The sequence below is a fragment of the Desulfothermus okinawensis JCM 13304 genome (assembly GCF_054654515.1).
In genome coordinates this window covers 39,917-57,780 of the sequence record NZ_BAAIEW010000015.1, presented here as the reverse complement: position 1 = coordinate 57,780, position 17,864 = coordinate 39,917, and the positions used below count along the sequence as shown (strand labels likewise).

The following is a 17,864-nucleotide window of genomic DNA, read 5'->3' as shown; positions in this document are numbered from 1 at the left end:
TTGCATAAAAATTTTATCCCCTTACATTGCTGATTCAGGATGAAATACCCATACATCCTTTAAATCCTCACCAAGATATTCCCTTTCATTTGGACCAAGGACACCAAGGGATAGACAAATGATTGTCCACAGATGTACTGTATGCCACTTATGTCCATATTGTTCACTCAAATCGTGGATCTGGGCATGACAATTATGACATGGAGTTATACAATAGCTTGCACCTGTTGCCAGAATCTGCTCTGCCTTTAAGCTCCCATATTTTCTCCTTGCATTTGTGTATCCAGATTGCAAATATCCACCGCCGCCACCGCAACAATAATTATTTGATTTATTTGGGTACATATCTACAAAATTCTCTTCACCAACACATGATTTAATAACAAATCTCAACTCTTCAGCAACAGGATCACCAAAGGATTTTCTAACCAACTGGCAGGGGTCCTGGACAGTAAACTTGATCTTTAAATCTTTGTTCCAATCAGAGGATACTTTGAGTTTTCCTTCCCTTATCCATTTTGCATAGTACTGGATAATGGATTTTATCTCAAAGTTGTGGGAGATATTGAATTTCTGCAGTCCAGACCGAACTGCAAATAGCTCGTGTCCTCACTCGGTATTTAGCCACACCCTGCATCCCAAATCTTCCACTGCCTTTGCCTTTGTACGAACTATTTTTTCCCAGGACTCATCATCTGCCAAAAACATACAATAGTTTTCAGCTGCCCAACCTTTAGTCCCATAGGTCCAGTTGGCCCCTGCAAGGTGTAATATTTTCCATAAAGGCACCATCTCATCTGGTTCAGTAACTGGCTCCCTTGAGTTTTGATTTAAGTAAAATTCTGCGCCCTTTTTGTTTATTGGTGCCTTCATCTCAGCAAATTCAGGCTGTGCCGCCCTGTATTCATCTAAGACATCTTCAACAACAAACTGGAAATCTTCTTCAGATGCACCCATTGCACTACATGTATCGTGTTTTAATGCAATATCACATGACTTTAAAATTCCTGTGGGTCTTTTTTCCCTGGGCCAGGCCTGTCTTGCATAATACACCAGTTGAGGAATATCGATCTTCATCGGGCATACATATATACACCTCTGGCACATTGAACACATCCACACCCAAGGTGTGGTAGTTACAATTTCGTCCATTCCAAGTGCTGCAAGTCTCAAAAACTTCCTTGGATCCATATCCTCCAGACCTGATGCCGGACATCCAGAGGAACATGCACCGCAGGTAAGACAGCTATTTAGATTACCCCCCTCAGGGAGCAACTCCATAACCTTATCCTTAAAAAAGCTCTTTTTCTTTTTTCCAAGAACTATTTTATTATCCATAATATATTGCCTCCAAGGTACAATTACCCTTTATTTTTTAAGGGATTTGGTCCAATTCCCTTTATCTTCTCAACGAACTCAGTAACCAACTTAGCAAATCTGGGGGCCTCAGCAGATGATACCCACTCAATTGTAAATCTATCTGGATTAATACCCATCTCTTCTAAGGCAATTTTTATTGCCTTAGACCTATTTTTTGCCTTATAATTACCATCCTGGTAATGACATTCACCTAAATGTCACCCCATAACCATGACACCATCTGCACCTAATTTTAGTGCCTTGACAACTGTTTCAGGAGGAACCATACCAGAGCACATAACCCTGATTGGCCTCATGTTTGGAGGGTACTGAAGCCTTGATACCCCTGCCAAATCTGCCCCAGCATAGGCACACCAGTTACATAAAAATCCCACTATTATAGGCTCAAAATTATCTTTCATATCAAAACTCCTTAAGAATTTAGAAGGGTTTCTACCTGTGTTTCAATCTGTCCCAGGGTAAAGCCGTGAACCAATATACCACCCTTTGGACAGGTGGCCTCACAAAGTCCACAACCCTTACACAGTGCTGGATCTGGAGAAATCCTTTTCTTTATTTGACCATCAATATCTGTAATTTCCGTAAGTTTTAGCGCATTGTACGGACATACATCCACACATAATCCACATCCATCACATCTATCAGTAACAAATGATTTTATTGCATCTAGTTCCAAGAACTCTTTTGAGAGAACAATTGATGCCCGGGCTGCAGCTGCCTTTGCCTGTGCTATGGACTCATCAATTGATTTTGGGTAGTTACAAAGTCCAGCAATGAATACCCCATCTGTGGAAGAATCCACTGGCCTTAGTTTTGGATGGGCTTCATCAATAAACCCTTCTGCATTTTTGCTCAATTTAAATAATTCACATACTTCACTGTTACTATCTGTTGGAACTATACCTGTTGCTAAACATATATAGTCTGCATAAATCTCTACTGGCATCTTTAAAATGGGATCTTCTATATTTATTACAAGTTCAGAACCCATGGAACTAACTTGAGGTTTTTTGTCAACTGAGTATCTAATAAATATAACCCCCATATCCCTGGCCTTTTTATAGAGCTTTTCCCTAACTCCATAGGTCCTTATATCTCTATAAAGTACATAAATCTGCATATCAGGATTCTTTTCCTTTAATTTAATGGCATCTTGCATTGTATGGGTACAACATACCCTACTACAATAGGGCCTTTTACCTTCCCTTGAACCCACACACTGGATAAAAACAATAGAATTTAAATTAGAGGGATCAATCTTTCTGGACATGAGTTTTTCCTCAAATTCCAACGATGTCACCACCCTATCATCCTGACCATACAGGTACTCACTTGGCTTAAATTCAGCACCTCCAACACATACAACAGCAGCACCAAACCTTAGCTCCCTGGTTACACCCTGAACATCTATTTGAGCTGAAAAATTCCCTATGGAGCCATGAACACTTTTTATTGTTGCTCCTTTAATTACCTCTATTTTGGGATGATTTTCTACCCTGTGCACCTGGGCCCTAAGCCAGGGACCAATCTTTTCGCCCTGATAAGTAGTATCCAATTTCCACCCATTACCACCAAGTTCATCTTGTTTTTCAATCAAATAACACTCATAACCAAGATTTGCCAGAGTAAGTGCAGCGCTAATCCCTGATACACCACCGCCAACAACCAGGGCCTTTTGTTCCACCTTTATCCCCTGTCTTTTCAAAGGATAATCAAGGGCAGCCTTGGCAACAGCCATTTTAATCTGATCCTTTGCCTTCATGGTTGCAGCCCTGGGATCAGATTGATGCACCCATGAATTCTGGTTTCTAATATTTGCCATCTCAACGAGGAAATCATTTAACCCTGCGTCTTTTAGGGTTTCTTGAAACAGGGGCTCATGGGTCCTGGGTGTGCATGCTGCAACAACTATCCTGTTTAGATTGTGTTCTTTTATCTTCTCAATTATTAGATTTTGAGTATCAGTGGAACACGAAAACATGGTGTTTTCAACATAGTGAACATATGGAAGCGTCTTTGAGAACTCTACAAGTTCCTTAACATCTACAACACTTGATATGTTTATACCACAGGAACAGACAAACACTCCTATCCTGGGTCCTTCTCCTGATATATCTCTCTCTTCTGGATACACCTTTTCCTTGGTAAGGGTACCCCTGGCACTTGATAAAAGCTTTGCTGCCTCTGCAGCTGCAGTGGATGCCTCTGTAACTGCCTGGGGAATGTCCTTTGGACCTGAAAATGCACCTGTCACATATATGCCTTTTTTTGAGGTCTGAACTAAATTAAAAGAAGATGTCTTGGCAAAATTATATTCATCTAGATCAAATTCCATGGTATTGGACAAATCTTTAGCAGATTCAGGGGATTCTAGGCCAATGCTTAATACCACAAGATCATATTCTTCTTTTACAACCTCTCCATTTTCGTCAACATAGCGTAAGATAACCCCCCTATTATCTGGACCAGGCTCTAAGGTGTGTGGCCTTGCCCTAACAAATTCAACACCCTTAACTTTTGCGTCTTCAAAATACTTTTCAAACTCCTTTCCATGTGTCCTTATATCCATATAAAAGATAGATTGTTTAATTTTAGATCCTAGAGGCAGGTGCTCCTTAGTTACAAGAGCCTGTTTTATTGCATACATACAGCAAACAGATGAACAATATTCATTTGAGCACCTATTGGTATCCCTGGAACCAACACATTGAATCCAGGCGATTTTTTGAGGCTCTTTTTCATCTGATGGTCTCACTAAATGACCCATATAAGGACCACCAGCAGAAAGCAGCCTCTCATATTCCAAAGAGGTAACCACATCTGGGATCTCTCTATATGCAAAAGAATCCAGAGATGATGGATCAAATGGTTTAAAGCCTGGTGCGCAAATAATTGCCCCAACATTTAGGGTGATTACCTCTTCCTTGTCTTCAAAATTTATTGCCCCTGTTGGACAAAACTTCTCGCAAGCCCTACACTTTCCACGGGTTAGATAAATACAATTTTCTGGGTCAATTGCGTATTTTAGAGGAACAGATTGGCCATACTTTATATATATGGCCTTTCTCTTTGAGAGTCCATAATTAAACTCATCATCCACCTTTTTAGGACATTTTTGGGCACAAAGCCCGCAAGCAATACACTTGTCCATATCCACATAGCGTGGATGTTTTTTGATCTTTACCTGAAAATTTCCAGGTTCACCAGATACATCAATGACTTCAGACAAGGTGTGAAGATCAACATTTAAGTGCCGGCCGACCTCGACCAGTTTGGGTGAGATAATTCACATGGCACAGTCATTGGTGGGAAAAGTCTTATCTAGCTGTGCCATAACTCCGCCAATGCCAGCAGAGCGCTCAACAAGGTGAACAAAATAGCCTGAATCAGCAAGGTCAAGGACTGTCTGAATCCCGGCTATTCCACCCCCCAGGACCAACACAGACCCAACTGTCTTATGCTCATGCATATTCTCTTTCCTCTCCTTGGTTGCAGGTTGAAAGACATCTATTATTTCATTTTTAACCTTCTTGTCTCCCAAGATCTTGTCTTCAATAAACTTATCCTGGACCCTATTTTTCTCAATAAAACTATTTATTATCTCATCTGATACATTATTTTCCCTTGCAAAGGCCCTTAACCTCTCCTCTGATATAACATATTTTCTTCCAACAATTGGTTTGGCATTAAGTGTTCCCTTTCTAATCCAGTTGGTAATGGTATTTCTATGGACACCAAATACCCTGGCAATATCTACCACCTTAAATCTAACCATAAGCTACTCCTCACACTCTTTTATTATGATTTCACACATTTTAGGTATTGCCTTTGATACACTATTACTCAGGCCAGGCAATACCTTATCTGGCACAAATTCTGTCTGCACAACAAAGACCTTGACCTCCACAGAGGTGTTTTGCTTAAGTTCTTTCAAGAGATTTATAGTGGGGAATTGATGGAGGGAAAAATCTGAAATCTTTTTTGGGGATATCTCATCTAGATCAAGCTGAGTTATCTCCCCTGGCTTAAAATTACCCGTGTGGGCATCAACAATTATTATCTTTTTTGGCTTGGCTTTGAAAAGCAGTATATCAAATAAAAAATCCCTAACAGCAGTACCCATATCAATAACTTCAACATTTGGCCCAACCCTGTGTTTAAAATGTAAATTAAAATAATCAATAAAAGCAGGTCCAAAACCATCATCCCCAAACAAAGGATTCCCACACCCCAAAACAAAAACCTTGTTTTTCATAAATAATCCCTTTTTCCACAAAGAATAATTATTGCTTTTAGCTTATTATGCAATTTGTTTAATTTTAAGTCAAGTATTTTAAAAATAAATTTTTATTTTTTGCATAATACGCATAAATTCTTTACAAAAAATTATCTACATAAAATCAAAAAAAATCTTGATAAAAACAGAGTTTAGAGTTATTAATTTTGAAAACTAAAATTATTTTAGTTGACTAGTTATGTAAATATATAACAAAAAAAAGGAGGAAGGGATATGTGGGATACCAGTTAAGAGATTGGGCTCGTATTAAAGGTTTCAGGGAGCAAAAGGATGAAAACTAAAAGTAATAGGAGGAGGTTATGGCTAAGGTAAAAAAGATACTTTTAATCAGTCTCACAATACTGATGATTTCACCAGTTCTCTGTTTCGCAAAAATGGGAACAGGTAAGGTGAGTGCTGCGAGCAAGGATGTTGATATTCAGATATTTGGCAGCTTAAAGACCTACCCAATGTATAGTAAAAACGTGGATTTTAATGACGACGATACCCCTTATGACTTCACTTTAGATGAAAATGGGTTTGCAGGTGATGATGATATAAGTGTTAGAAGTGAGTTTAGGCTTGGTTTTAAGGGTGGTGGAGAGAACTGGAATTTTCTGGCCATCTTAGAATCTGATTTAACCTATGACAAGAGAAATACTGACAGGGGTGAAAGATCAGGAGGACTTGAAGATATAGAAAGGGCAAATGGAATGTCTGGTAACAGCTTTGGAGTGGAAAAACTTGAATTCACTTACGATTTTTCTTCCATGGGTGTTCCCACTAAATTGGAAACTGGTTGGCAGACCAAGTTCCTAGATTTAAAGACAGGTGGTGTACTATATGGTGATGATCACCCATATATTGGTCTTAAAGGTAAAATCGCTGGCGTTTCCTATGAGATATTAGACCTTTTTGTATATGATGACATTGGAAATGTAGGTGTAACTGACGGAGATGCATTGGACTGGAATGTATATACCTTAAAATTGACTGTCCCTGTTGCTGGGCTAAACTTTTCCCCATTCTATGCATACAGCGACAATGACATGATGGGAGCAACAGTTAATTATTTTGGTGCAGAGGTATATGGGAAAATAGGTATAATTGTACCAAGGGCAGAGTTTGTATATGCAGTTGGTAATAAAGAAAAGCTTACTACACCAAATGGGAAGACCTATACTGACTTAGACATCTCTGCATATGCTGGTTTCGCATCCCTGGAGCTTGATTTGTCAAAGGCATTCAAGCCTTATGTGGGTGGTTATTATATGTCTGGTGATGACGATGCAAATGACGACAATATCGATGCATATAACCCAATTACTAACATTTCCAGATATGCTCCTACCTTTGGCATGGAAAATGCTTTTATTTACAAATATGTTCCTATCCTAGGGTCTCACCTATATGCTAATGATTTTGCCATGTTAGGAGGGAAAGAAACAGGTTATGGTGGTATAAGTGGTTCAGGTTCTGCATATAATCCTGGTATGTATTCTCTGGGTATTGGTTGTAAGGGTGCAATGGATCAGTTCTCCTACAAGACCCAGTTCCAGTATTTCTGGTTTGATGAGACAGGTGCTTTGGAAGATGTATATGGTAAGAAGATAGATGATAGTGTTGGCTGGGAATTTGATTTGCAGCTTACATATCACTTCAACAAACACTTTTCCCTTGGAAACGTATTCTCATACTTTGATCCAGATGATGCCGTCGAAGACTTAGCTGGAGACGATTATGACAATGCTGCCATAATGGATACTGTTGAGATGATCTGGAAGTTCTAACTCAAATAACTACTGGTTAGTTTTAAAAGGGGCTGAAATCCAGCCCCTTTTTTTGATGTTTACAACTACCATAAAACCAAAAGGATATGGCATGATAAAAAAAGTTTTCATTTACTCTTTGTTGTGTACCCTTTGTATACCTCTAGTTAGTTTTGGATATTCTAATAATATAAAAGATGTAATTCACTATTTAAATAACCACTATCCATCTCAATACAGGCTTATCTCTAACATATCAGAAAAATACGGCAAAAGAGTTGTATTTCCTAAAAACAAAATTAAAACTACCAGAGGTGAAGAACTATTAATACTCCACAGACAAAAAAATATTCCATTATATTTATTACCACAATCTGCAGTAATCAAAGTATCATCATTTTTCCAAAATAAAGTCCTGGCACATATAATGTATGAATTAGGACCTGAACCCAAAATAGGAGATCCAGTTACAATACCCAGTGCACCAGTTATTTATTTGTACACAAACATACAAAATAAAAATAGTATAAGTATTTACCAGGAATTACTTAAATCACTTATCTCTTCCAACTATCAAGTAGTTGAACTATTTAAGCATAATCTAGTAAATCCACAACCAGGATATGGAGTGTTACTTCGCCTTGAATATGACAATCATCTAATCTCAATAAAAATTTGTTCTATTTACAGTGGAAATACCCTATTTACAAAGACATTTACATATAAGAAAAAATTGGCAACATATGAACCTCCTGGGTTTCCAATATTGCTGAGAACTGCAACAAAATTAGCTGAAAGAGGGGAATTAAAACAAAACATAGGACCTTCGCAAGGAATGCAAAAGGAACTCAGTTATAAATTACCATCTACCTCTTTTAAAGGTACAGCAAACTTCGTTAGTCCACAAGCCCCCAAAAGACGCCGCTTTTTAAGAGTGAGGGGACATTATGTAAGACTGGTTTCATGTAATATACTCAAAAATGGAGTAGAGCTTGCTCTACTTAACAACAAAGGTGTTTACGTTGTTAAATATACACCTGATGGTGTAAGTCGCGAGTTTCAATATATATTTAAAGAAGACCTTATTCCATTAAACCTCCATGCCATGGATATTGACAAGGATGGAAAAGATGAGCTTATGGTTACCCTGGGTAGAAAAGTACAGGAATTAGATGCCGATAACACTGAGCTATGTTCCATGATTTTAACCAACAAAGACAACTCCCTTATTCCTCTGGTAAAAAATTTTCCTTATTATTTGCGAGTAATAGAAGATAGATCAGGTAAAAAGGTCTTGTTAGCACAGCAAAAGGGAGATACTGATCCATATGATGGAGACATCTTTCGTCTTATATGGAATAACTCTACCCATAAATTCAATATAACTCCCTATAATCCAGCCAAAGATGTATATTGTATCTATCAGTTTAATCTTATTCCAGGAGATAAAGATCACATAATTATCCTGGAACCCACTAATTTTATAACAGTCTATTATGCACCCACTGAGAAAGTTGAAGCTATATCTGACAGATCCTATGGTGATTTTGAGGTAACTCCATTTAGAGTTAAATTAAAGGAACCCAAGTACTTAGGAGGTTTTACTAAAGAAACATCAAAAACCTACTTTGCTTATAGGAGATTTGTATTTAAACACGAATATGCAAATCAAAACTTCTTGATAGACAAACAAAGAAGGACTTCTTTTGGTGTGGCAAAGATAAAACAGATTGTTTTAAATGAAAATGCCGAAGACAGCTTAGTTGGTGTTAGATGGAATGGTCAGGAAGTAGTTGAGACCTGGCGCTCACGTAAAATGGCAAAAGATATCCTCGATTTTACCTTTATACCAAACAATGAGATCTTACTATTGGTTAGGGATAGATTGGGCTGTGCCCTTGTAACAATACCCTAATAAAAAATAAAGATAGCCAGGCCATTGGCCTGGCTTTGTAGAAAAATAGAAGGTGATAGGTGCCATCTCCTGAAATCTTCCAATTCCTTCAACTCATAGTTGATCTGTATTTCAACCCAGATATTAAAACTTGAGCTAACTAATAATTTTAATTTAACCTTTTAGTTACCACTACAATTTTTTCTTGTAAAAATTTGGACTTGAATTCCATTTTTTTATCATATAAAATTAATTCCATGTATATTCCAAGAACTGCGGAAAAACAATTACATATACTGGTGAAACAATATCCTGTGATCTTCATTACAGGGCCAAGGCAGTCGGGAAAGACCACCTTATGTCTTAATCTCTTTAAGGACAAAAAATACGTGTCCTTTGAGGACTTAGATAATAGGCATCTATTTTATGCTGATCCAAAGGGATTTTTAGATAACTATCCAGATGGTGCAATCTTTGATGAGGTCCAAAGGGTTCCAGAAATCTTTTCTTATCTTCAGAGAATAGTTGATTTAAAAAATAAAAATGGACTTTTTGTTTTAACAGGTTCTCAACAATTTGAGATGCTTAGCAATATATCACAATCTTTGGCTGGAAGAGTTGCGATTGTTACCCTACTGCCTTTAGTTTAAATGAGGTATATCATAGCTCTAACATACCAGAAATTGAACAGGTCCTATATAAAGGTTTTTATCCAAGGATATTCAAAGACAATCTAAATCCAACACAATACTATTCCTTTTATGTATCAACATATATAGAAAGAGATGTAAGACAACTAATAAATGTTAAAGATATTTCACTATTTGAAATATTTATAAGGACTTGTGCAGGCCGCTCAGGCCAGGTATTAAATTATTCTTCAATATCAAATGAATGCGGAATAGATGTAAAGACAGTTAAAAATTGGTTAAGTGTATTGGAGGCAAGTTATGTTATTTATTAAGGCCATATTATAAAAATTTAAATAAAAGGCTTATTAAGTCACCAAAGCTCTATTTTCTTGACACAGGACTCTTATGTTATCTTGTTGGCATAAAAAATATTGATCAGGTAAAATTTCATCCCTTATTTGGGAGCATATTTGAAAGCTTTGTGGTATCTGAGCTTTTAAAGGTATACTACAATCATGTATTAGAGCCCAATCTCTTTTTCTACAGGGATTATAGAGGAAATGAAATTGATATTATCATTGATAATATCACATCTATTTCACAAATAGAGATAAAATCTGCAAAAACCATAGCAATGCATTTTTTGAAGGGTTTTGAAATATTAAAAAATCAGGAGATTCCCATCAAAGATTCATTTTTGATATATGGTGGACATGAAAACTTAAAAGTAAAAAGCTACAAAATCATAAGCTGGAAGAATATAGAAGAGAGTCTTTGTCCTGAGCTTCTAAAATAAAAAAGGGGCGGGCAATTTTGCCCGCCCCTTTAGTGGCGTCAGGTATAACTAATTTAACTTAGAAGTTGTAGACAAAACCAAAGGTTGCAAGATAAGCATCATCATCTAAATAATCCTTTTGACCCCATGTACTGTCATCCATATCTAGGTGAGCATATCCCAGTTCTAAAACAGCTGAGAGGTTTTCGTAAATTTTGTATTGAGAATCCAAAGCAATTTGGACAAAAGAATCTTCGTCAGTGAATGCTACACCTGAATGTTGAGGCAAGTAAGTAGTTCCATGTTTTTTCACTAAATCACTATCTATAGTTCCCTGTCCATATTCAATAGCAAATGTAGATTTTAAGTTTTCTATTAAGGAAATATCCTTCAAAGCAAATCCAATAAGCCATAAACCATCAGGATAGCCATTGGCTATAGCGTAGTTATTATCATTAAAGAAAAATTCAGTGGTCTGACCTACAGCCCATCCACCCGGAGTTGTCCACCAACCATCTGTAGCAAGCAAGGGTAGGGTTTCACTACCATCCATTGGATCGTCATCATCCCCAGAGAAGTAGTATCCATAAACACTTGGAGTCATCATATCCATTTTGTAGTCAATGGCCAAGTCAACATACCAACCAGACCTATCTGCTACATCACCATATTTTTTACCAGTTGCAGGATCAGTGTAACTAATGTCACTGTTTAACTCACCATATATAAAACTTCCCTTAATCACTAATGGATCAAACATGGAAATTTTATAGGTCAAAGCTGCATACCACAGATATGAATCATCCAAATTCAAGTTGTTCAAATGAGTTAACGCTGCACCGCTGTATACAAAAGCTTCTGTGGGCTTGGAAGTAAGAGCATGATCCCCTATAAATGCATACAAGAAATAAGGAGTAATATTAATACCTTCTAATTTTACAGGCAATGCCATAAACAGTGCATCTATTGCTTCACCACTACCTGCTCCAATACCGGCATTACCATCTTCATTAAACCATGGCCTCGCCCATCCAAGGGTTACACCAAACATATCATTAATTGGAGCATTCACAACTGCCCCAGTGATGTCACTACAGAGAACAGGGCTTGCGCCAAAGGTCCCAGGTAGTGCCATGCCCTGGGCTCCAACTTTGATCAAAATATCAGTATTGGGCCACTTAAAGGTAAGATATGCCCTCTTTAGTTCTGTAACCCTGGCAACATCCATACCTGTGGAACCACCAGCATTTTTATAATCTTGCCATACGTTTTTCTTACCCCATGTGGTATCCCATTCCAATGCCAATGTTGCCTTCAAATTCTCGTTGGCTACAAAATCAAAGTAAGGTCTCAGCCTTTGAGCTGCTGTAAATTCATTCCCATCTGTGTCATCATCAAAAGTATAATTGGTCACGTGAGATACAAAGGCCCTATAAAAACCATAAGTCTTAATCTCAGTTGCAGATGCTGTAAGGGCATAAGACAGGATAAATGCACCTGCCAGCACTGCTAAAAGTAACTTCTTCATACCCAACTTCCTCCTTCTGCTATTTTTTATTAAACTAACCTGACGCCACCGACCTGAAAAGTATTTATAAACAAGTTTAAACCAAAATCAAGCAAAATTTTGCAAAAAGTTAAAAAATTTTTACAGTAAAAATTTTTTAACCGACTTTTTCTAAGATTTGCCTATTTCTTTAGCTCCGATTATTTATTAGGTTATGGATCAAGTGATTAGTGAATAGTGAAAGAATGAAGGATGGAGGTAGAAGGATGAAGGCCATCCACAGACACATACACACACATGAGTATAGACAAAAAAAACAAATTGTAGCATATTTTTGTCAAATGACCATAAAACCCTGGATATGGGAAAAACTATGACAGGATTAAAATTAAAAAAACCTATTAAAACTATTTTTTTCTGTCTTATCTCAATTATTGTATATTTTTTATCCTTGAACCTCGCTTTACAGGTATTCCTACCCAGGATAGTCTCTAAAATTCACAAAAATGCCAAAAATTTTGTCACATATAAAGAAATAAAACTAAGGTTGTTTCCTTATCCTGGAGTGAAAATTACCAACCTTAATATAAAAAAAGAACAACTTATTGATCTAAATATTAATAGCGCTGATATAATTATAAATTTTCTTGGAATTCCAGACAAATTCCTTGGTATTAGGGTCTCTCATGGGACAGTGATTCTATATAACTTGAAACTATCCCCAGAAAAAAACAACAAACCCTTTACCATCCCTGAAATCCCAATAGAATTTATTGATCTAGTCAATATTGACATTAAGACCACCATAAATAAAAGACCTGTAATCTTTCAAAATACCAATACATCTATTCTATTAAACAAAGACAACATCCATATAAAGTGCAGTGGAAAATCCAATATTTCAAAGGAAGTAACCTTGTCATCAACCATATCAAATAGTGAAAAAAAAATAAAAGCCCATGTGGTGGATTTAGACTTAGGGAAGCTACTTAAAATACTTCCCCAAAAGTATGTTTTTTTAAAGGACCTATCTGGACAAATTAGCTCTGACATTCAGATTGATATAAAAAATCAAAAAATTATAGCTGATATCCACACAACATCCAAAGAGATGGGCATATCAGGAAAAATCAAGGGACTGGACTCTCAAATAGCATTAAAAATAGATACAAACAAAAAGTCTAGCACTATTAATATAAAAAAGTTAACTACCACCTATCCTTATATTGATTTATCTGGAAATATTGAAATATCTAAAAACAAAATTATCACCCAAATAGCCAGCCAAAAAATAAATTTGTCACAGGTAATAGAATTCTACAAAAAGTTTCCCATAAAAAACTCCATTGCAGACCATGTATTATCCATAGTAAAAGGTGGTGAATTATATAATAGCACCTTTACTATGATCCATAAAAATCACAACACCAATTGGGAACTTACAGGAGCATGCAAAAACACAGATATTATAATACCACACATTGAACTTCCTCTAAAAAAGGTTTCTGGAGAAATAAAAATAAAGGACAACATATTAGAGTGCAGAAATGTAGGTGGGTATTATAAAAATTCTAAAATACTAAATGGCTACCTGGACCTTGGTCTAAATAGTCAACTAAAACCCTTTATAATCAAAACCAATGTTGAGTTTGATTTAAAGGACCTCACCCCCTTATTAAAAAAAATTAATGTATCCAAGAGGATTATCAATGAACTTGGCAAAATCAAAATTAATGCAGGTAATTGTAGTGGACTTTTTACTTTAAATAAAAATTTAGACCAATATTTATGGAAGGTAATAACAAAAAACATCAAGGCAAATGGCAAGATAGATAAAACACCATTTGATATTGCTACTCATTTATTTACTATAACAGGTGATAATATTTATTTAAAAGGAGGGAATATTAAATTAAAAAGATCTCACCTAAAAGATATAGAAGTGGATTCAGATCTAAGAAGCAAGGATTTTAAGCTATCTCTACAAAATTCAAAAATAAATATTAAAGAGCTAAAGGATGAATTTAAATATCTGTTCAATTATAGTGACAGGTTTAATGTAATTGGAGATCTTTTTTTAAAAAAACTAAATATCCATTATAATTACTCAGAAAAAAAACTAAAAGACTATTTACTAAATGGATCAATATCCAACCTAAAAGTAAAGAATTTAAATCCAGGTAAAGACCTACCCAAAGATATAAATATTTCTATATCTGGTGGAAATTTTTCTGTTTACCCAGAAAGACTAAAGTTTGTATCTTCCAATATAGATGCTCTAAATTCAAAAATAAAATTAAATGACCTTGAATTATCAGGTAATTTTAAAAATCCTAGGTCCATAAAAATTGACTTCTCTGGAGACATTTCCAGAAAGATCCAGAATATAATAAAAAAAATGGTTCCCCAACTAAAACTGGTTAAGACAAATAACAATATCCATGTAAATAAAATGAAAATCAATTCCAGTGGAAAAAATGTAACTATTAATGGTCAGGTAATATTAAACGGAATATTAACCAACTTAAAGGTAGAGAAAAATCCAATAAAATTATTTACAGCTATTGGACTAATATATAAAAATTCACGGTGTAATGTCCTGTTTAATAAACAAAAAAGAGACTTTTCCCTTAAATTTAAGGGCGAGTTAACAAAAAATATAGTAGATAGATTAATTAATGAAAATTCCTATTTAAAGGGAAAAATCTCTGGAGACTTTAGTCTAAGATTTTCTTTAAATCCATTTTATATTATAAATTCAAATGGGTATATTAAAATAAATTCCCTTTTTATAGATCCATCATCTAATCTTTCTGTAATACAATTAAGTGCAAATTCTTTCAACAATATGATAGTAATTGAGAAATCCTTAATCAGTTTATTTAAGGACAAAATAAATGCATATGGTAAAATAAATCTAGTAAAAGACCATAACAACATAGATATAGCATTAAAATCAGATAAATTACATTTAGATCCAATAATTAATAAATTCCACAAAAAACAAGAAAAAAAAGTACAATTAAAACTAAAGGGTACTATTTATTTTAAAATAAAAAACACCTTTTATAAAAAGCGAGTAATCACAGACTTAGGAGGACAAATTTTTATTGACAATGGTTTTAAGTTTCTTAAGGTATCCAGGGGGTATTTATGTAATTTACCAATAATGGCCAGGGTACAGAAAAAAGAAAAATATAATAAGTTAGACATATGGATAAATTCATCATATTTTCCAATACAGGATACATTGACCTGTCTAATTTCCAATAAAAACAAGTTGATTACTGGCACATCAAAATTAAAACTGGATCTGCACTCTAATCTGGACAGTAAAAATAATTTTATTAAAACCCTTAATGGAAAATTTATCTTTGATTCAAAGGATGGAAGGATATTTAAGCTAACCTTAATATCTCAAATTTTAACCATTATTAATTCAACAGAGATATTTTTTGGAAAGGTCCCTGACCTTGAAAAAACAGGTTTTAAATATAATAACCTGCAGGCCATTGGTGAAATCAAAAAGGGAACTATAATTTTTAAAAAATCCTTTATAAATGGAACCAATATGGAGCTTGCGTTCCATGGGAAAATTGACCTCAATACCAAGAAAGTTGATTTAATTGTATTATTCGCCCCTTTAAAGACTGTTGATAGGATTATAAAAAAGATTCCCATATTAAAAAATATCACTGGAGGGAACCTACTTGTAATTCCATTTCAGGCAAAGGGGAAAATTAACGACCCAATGATAATCCCATTGTCTCCAAAGGCAGTTGGCGCTGAGGCCATGGGGATTTTAAAGAACACCATAAAATTGCCATTTACCATATTTCAGCCATTACTACCCAACAAAAATTAACGATTAATAAAGGGGATAAAATGGGGAAAAACTTTGACACACTACCGAAAAATGCAAAATGCACAAGATGCAAGAAACAGGCTATAATAAGGCTTCCTTCCCACAATGCAAAATTTTGTAAAGAGTGCTTTGAACATTTTTTTAAGACTGCAGTTATCAGGGCCATGAAAAAGATAAAAATTCAAAAGGACACTCCCATTATGGTAGCAGTCTCTGGGGGTAAAGATTCCCTTGTGCTCTGGGACGTCTTAAATGAGCTTGGGTATAAAACCATGGGAATACATATTGACCTGGGAATAGATGAATTCTCCAAAAAATCAATTAAGGCCATTGAAAATTTTGCTGGTCCAAGGGACCTTGAATGGAAGATATATCATTTAACAGATTTTGTGGGCCTTGATATGGTACAAATCCACAAAAAAATCAGGAGAAAGATATGCTCTGTTTGTGGTAAGCTTAAAAGACAACTTTTAGATGTTGTGACCACAAAAGAGGGATTTTCTGTGGTTGCAACAGGTCATAATTTAGATGATGAGGCCGGACGTCTTTTGGGAAATCTAATTGGAAAAAGAGAAGAATATGTAAAAAAAACATACCCCTATCTCCCTTCACCCCATCCTAAAATTCCAGCAAAAATAAAGCCCTTATATCGATTGGAAATAAAAGAAATATTAATCTATGCTCAATTAAAATCAATTGAACCAGTAAATATTGACTGCCCATTATCCAGGGGAGCTACATCGAGAAAGTTCAAAAAGGCCTTAAACCTCTTAGAAAACCAGATGCCAGGTATAAAGAGGAATTTTTTGTTTAGATACATTGAACAAAACAGACCAATGACTGGTTTTGAAAACTATAGAGAGTGCAAAATCTGTGGATATCCCACGTATTTGGATCTATGTAATCTATGCAATATAAAAAAACAACTAAAAGCATAAAACACGCATCAACACTTATCTCTGAAATAATAGACCAAAAAGGAGGCACAGAAAAATTTGCATTAATTCGCCTCTGGAAAAATTGGGAACATGTCCTGGGGGAAAACCTTGCAAAACTTGCAAAACCCTTAGGTACAAACAAAAAAACACTAATAATAGGGGTTGAAGACAGTTTGCTTATGCAAGAGCTCACCTTTTTTACCCCTGATATTTTAAAAAAAATTAATGAATTTTTGGGCTATGAACCATTTGACAAAATAATATATAAGTTGTTAGAAGACAAAACTCCCCTTGACAGGATTTTAGTTGAAGAAAAATCCTTAAATAGGAGAAAAAAAATCAAAATCCCGTCAGAAGTGGGCAATTTAAAAAAAAGTATTTCAAAAAAAAGCCCAGTATACAGAGCATATATAAAATACTTAGAACTCATTCAGCAAATAAAAAACCTTAAGGAGGAGTCCTATAATGAGCGATGAAATTACCTTGGAGTCCTTGGAACTAAAAAAGCCTTTGGAAAAAATGACTGCAAAAGAGCTCAGGCAGCTTGCCATGGAAAAAATTCCCCAGATCGTTGGGGCATCTGGCATGCAAAAAGAGGAATTGCTCGCAAAAATTAAAGAAGTGCTTGGTCTTGAGGAAGAAGGCACAGTATCTCCCTACAAGGAACAAATTTTTGAGCTAAAAAGAGAGATAAAAAAACTAAGACAGGCAAAGCTCGCTATCCCTAGAAGAAACAGAAAAGAAAGGGATAAAATTAGAAAGCAGATCAAAAAACTCAGGAGAAAGACCAGGATATTGGCAACTGCAAACTAAAAAAAGTGTTGACAA

At 35.4% G+C, this 17,864-nt stretch carries 14 protein-coding genes and 1 pseudogene; 9 read left to right on the top strand and 6 right to left on the bottom strand.

The genetic code is table 11. The features are described 5' to 3' along the window. Nucleotides 1-21: 21 nt before the first annotated feature. The 5 genes from ACYQ0O_RS07355 to ACYQ0O_RS07335 are packed head-to-tail and all read right to left on the bottom strand — an operon-like array spanning nucleotide 22 to nucleotide 5,635. The gene (locus tag ACYQ0O_RS07355) at nucleotides 22-1,338 is read right to left on the bottom strand and encodes a (Fe-S)-binding protein (protein WP_459891785.1); all 1,317 of its coding nucleotides are present in this window, start codon (nucleotides 1,336-1,338) and stop codon (nucleotides 22-24) included. Between the two features lie 23 nt (nucleotides 1,339-1,361). Continuing rightward, nucleotides 1,362-1,781, bottom strand: coding sequence for a hydrogenase iron-sulfur subunit (locus ACYQ0O_RS07350; RefSeq protein ID WP_459891784.1), 420 nt, complete (start codon nucleotides 1,779-1,781; stop codon nucleotides 1,362-1,364). Nucleotides 1,782-1,792: 11 nt separating this feature from the next. After that, nucleotides 1,793-4,609 carry a 4Fe-4S binding protein gene (locus tag ACYQ0O_RS07345; protein ID WP_487247195.1) on the bottom strand — a complete coding sequence of 939 codons (2,817 nt, stop codon included), beginning with the start codon at nucleotides 4,607-4,609 and terminating at the stop codon, nucleotides 1,793-1,795. 57 nt (nucleotides 4,610-4,666) lie between these two features. Then, nucleotides 4,667-5,155 carry a helix-turn-helix domain-containing protein gene (locus ACYQ0O_RS13300; protein ID WP_487247194.1) on the bottom strand — a complete coding sequence of 163 codons (489 nt, stop codon included), beginning with the start codon at nucleotides 5,153-5,155 and terminating at the stop codon, nucleotides 4,667-4,669. A gap of 3 nt (nucleotides 5,156-5,158) precedes the next feature. Then, nucleotides 5,159-5,635, bottom strand: a complete 477-nt coding sequence (locus ACYQ0O_RS07335) for a hydrogenase maturation protease (protein ID WP_459891783.1) — start codon at nucleotides 5,633-5,635, stop codon at nucleotides 5,159-5,161. 341 nt (nucleotides 5,636-5,976) lie between these two features. Here ACYQ0O_RS07335 and ACYQ0O_RS07330 point away from each other — a divergent pair, with 341 nt between their 5' ends. The 4 genes and pseudogenes from ACYQ0O_RS07330 (at nucleotide 5,977) to ACYQ0O_RS07315 (ending at nucleotide 10,747) form a co-directional block, all read left to right on the top strand. After that, nucleotides 5,977-7,446 carry a hypothetical protein gene (locus tag ACYQ0O_RS07330; RefSeq protein WP_075069863.1) on the top strand — a complete coding sequence of 490 codons (1,470 nt, stop codon included), beginning with the start codon at nucleotides 5,977-5,979 and terminating at the stop codon, nucleotides 7,444-7,446. A gap of 91 nt (nucleotides 7,447-7,537) precedes the next feature. Continuing rightward, the gene (locus tag ACYQ0O_RS07325; protein ID WP_459891782.1) at nucleotides 7,538-9,340 is read left to right on the top strand and encodes an FG-GAP repeat domain-containing protein; all 1,803 of its coding nucleotides are present in this window, start codon (nucleotides 7,538-7,540) and stop codon (nucleotides 9,338-9,340) included. 236 nt (nucleotides 9,341-9,576) lie between these two features. Next, nucleotides 9,577-9,969: an ATP-binding protein gene (locus tag ACYQ0O_RS07320; protein ID WP_459891780.1), complete on the top strand. Its 393-nt coding sequence runs from the start codon at nucleotides 9,577-9,579 to the stop codon at nucleotides 9,967-9,969. Continuing rightward, nucleotides 9,915-10,747: pseudogene (locus ACYQ0O_RS07315) on the top strand (ATP-binding protein). Before ACYQ0O_RS07320 ends, ACYQ0O_RS07315 begins: the two are co-directional and overlap by 55 nt. Before the next feature lie 58 nt (nucleotides 10,748-10,805). Here ACYQ0O_RS07315 and ACYQ0O_RS07310 read toward each other — a convergent pair. Continuing rightward, nucleotides 10,806-12,254, bottom strand: coding sequence for an outer membrane homotrimeric porin (locus ACYQ0O_RS07310; RefSeq protein WP_459891779.1), 1,449 nt, complete (start codon nucleotides 12,252-12,254; stop codon nucleotides 10,806-10,808). Between the two features lie 224 nt (nucleotides 12,255-12,478). On the opposite strand from ACYQ0O_RS07310, the gene ACYQ0O_RS07305 reads away from it, so the two are divergent. Genes ACYQ0O_RS07305 through ACYQ0O_RS07285 form a run of 5 tightly spaced genes read left to right on the top strand, consistent with a single transcriptional unit; the run spans nucleotide 12,479 to nucleotide 17,849 of the window. Next, on the top strand, nucleotides 12,479-12,610 hold the full coding sequence (locus ACYQ0O_RS07305) for a hypothetical protein (RefSeq protein WP_459891778.1): 132 nt from the start codon (nucleotides 12,479-12,481) through the stop codon (nucleotides 12,608-12,610). After that, a complete protein-coding gene (locus ACYQ0O_RS07300; RefSeq protein ID WP_459891777.1) occupies nucleotides 12,607-16,098 on the top strand; it encodes a hypothetical protein in 3,492 nt (1,163 codons plus the stop codon). Before ACYQ0O_RS07305 ends, ACYQ0O_RS07300 begins: the two co-directional genes overlap by 4 nt. Nucleotides 16,099-16,118: 20 nt before the next feature. After that, entirely contained in the window at nucleotides 16,119-17,036 is a 918-nt protein-coding gene (locus ACYQ0O_RS07295) for a PP-loop family protein (protein ID WP_459891776.1), read from the top strand. Continuing rightward, entirely contained in the window at nucleotides 17,006-17,512 is a 507-nt protein-coding gene (locus tag ACYQ0O_RS07290; RefSeq protein WP_459891775.1) for a DciA family protein, read from the top strand. The genes ACYQ0O_RS07295 and ACYQ0O_RS07290 overlap by 31 nt, the downstream gene beginning before the upstream one ends. Then, nucleotides 17,502-17,849 carry a hypothetical protein gene (locus tag ACYQ0O_RS07285; RefSeq protein WP_459891774.1) on the top strand — a complete coding sequence of 116 codons (348 nt, stop codon included), beginning with the start codon at nucleotides 17,502-17,504 and terminating at the stop codon, nucleotides 17,847-17,849. The genes ACYQ0O_RS07290 and ACYQ0O_RS07285 overlap by 11 nt, the downstream gene beginning before the upstream one ends. Nucleotides 17,850-17,864 lie beyond the last annotated feature (15 nt).

Coding starts and splice junctions, on each gene's coding strand:
- ACYQ0O_RS07325 (WP_459891782.1), top strand. CDS start 7,538: ATGATAAAAAAAGTTTTCATTTACTCTTTGTTGTGTACCCTTTGTATA.
- ACYQ0O_RS07300 (WP_459891777.1), top strand. CDS start 12,607: ATGACAGGATTAAAATTAAAAAAACCTATTAAAACTATTTTTTTCTGT.
- ACYQ0O_RS07290 (WP_459891775.1), top strand. CDS start 17,006: ATGCAATATAAAAAAACAACTAAAAGCATAAAACACGCATCAACACTT.
- ACYQ0O_RS07285 (WP_459891774.1), top strand. CDS start 17,502: ATGAGCGATGAAATTACCTTGGAGTCCTTGGAACTAAAAAAGCCTTTG.
- ACYQ0O_RS07335 (WP_459891783.1), bottom strand. CDS start 5,635: ATGAAAAACAAGGTTTTTGTTTTGGGGTGTGGGAATCCTTTGTTTGGG.
- ACYQ0O_RS07310 (WP_459891779.1), bottom strand. CDS start 12,254: ATGAAGAAGTTACTTTTAGCAGTGCTGGCAGGTGCATTTATCCTGTCT.
- ACYQ0O_RS07320 (WP_459891780.1), top strand. CDS start 9,577: ATGTATATTCCAAGAACTGCGGAAAAACAATTACATATACTGGTGAAA.
- ACYQ0O_RS13300 (WP_487247194.1), bottom strand. CDS start 5,155: ATGGTTAGATTTAAGGTGGTAGATATTGCCAGGGTATTTGGTGTCCAT.
- ACYQ0O_RS07305 (WP_459891778.1), top strand. CDS start 12,479: ATGAAGGATGGAGGTAGAAGGATGAAGGCCATCCACAGACACATACAC.
- ACYQ0O_RS07295 (WP_459891776.1), top strand. CDS start 16,119: ATGGGGAAAAACTTTGACACACTACCGAAAAATGCAAAATGCACAAGA.
- ACYQ0O_RS07330 (WP_075069863.1), top strand. CDS start 5,977: ATGGCTAAGGTAAAAAAGATACTTTTAATCAGTCTCACAATACTGATG.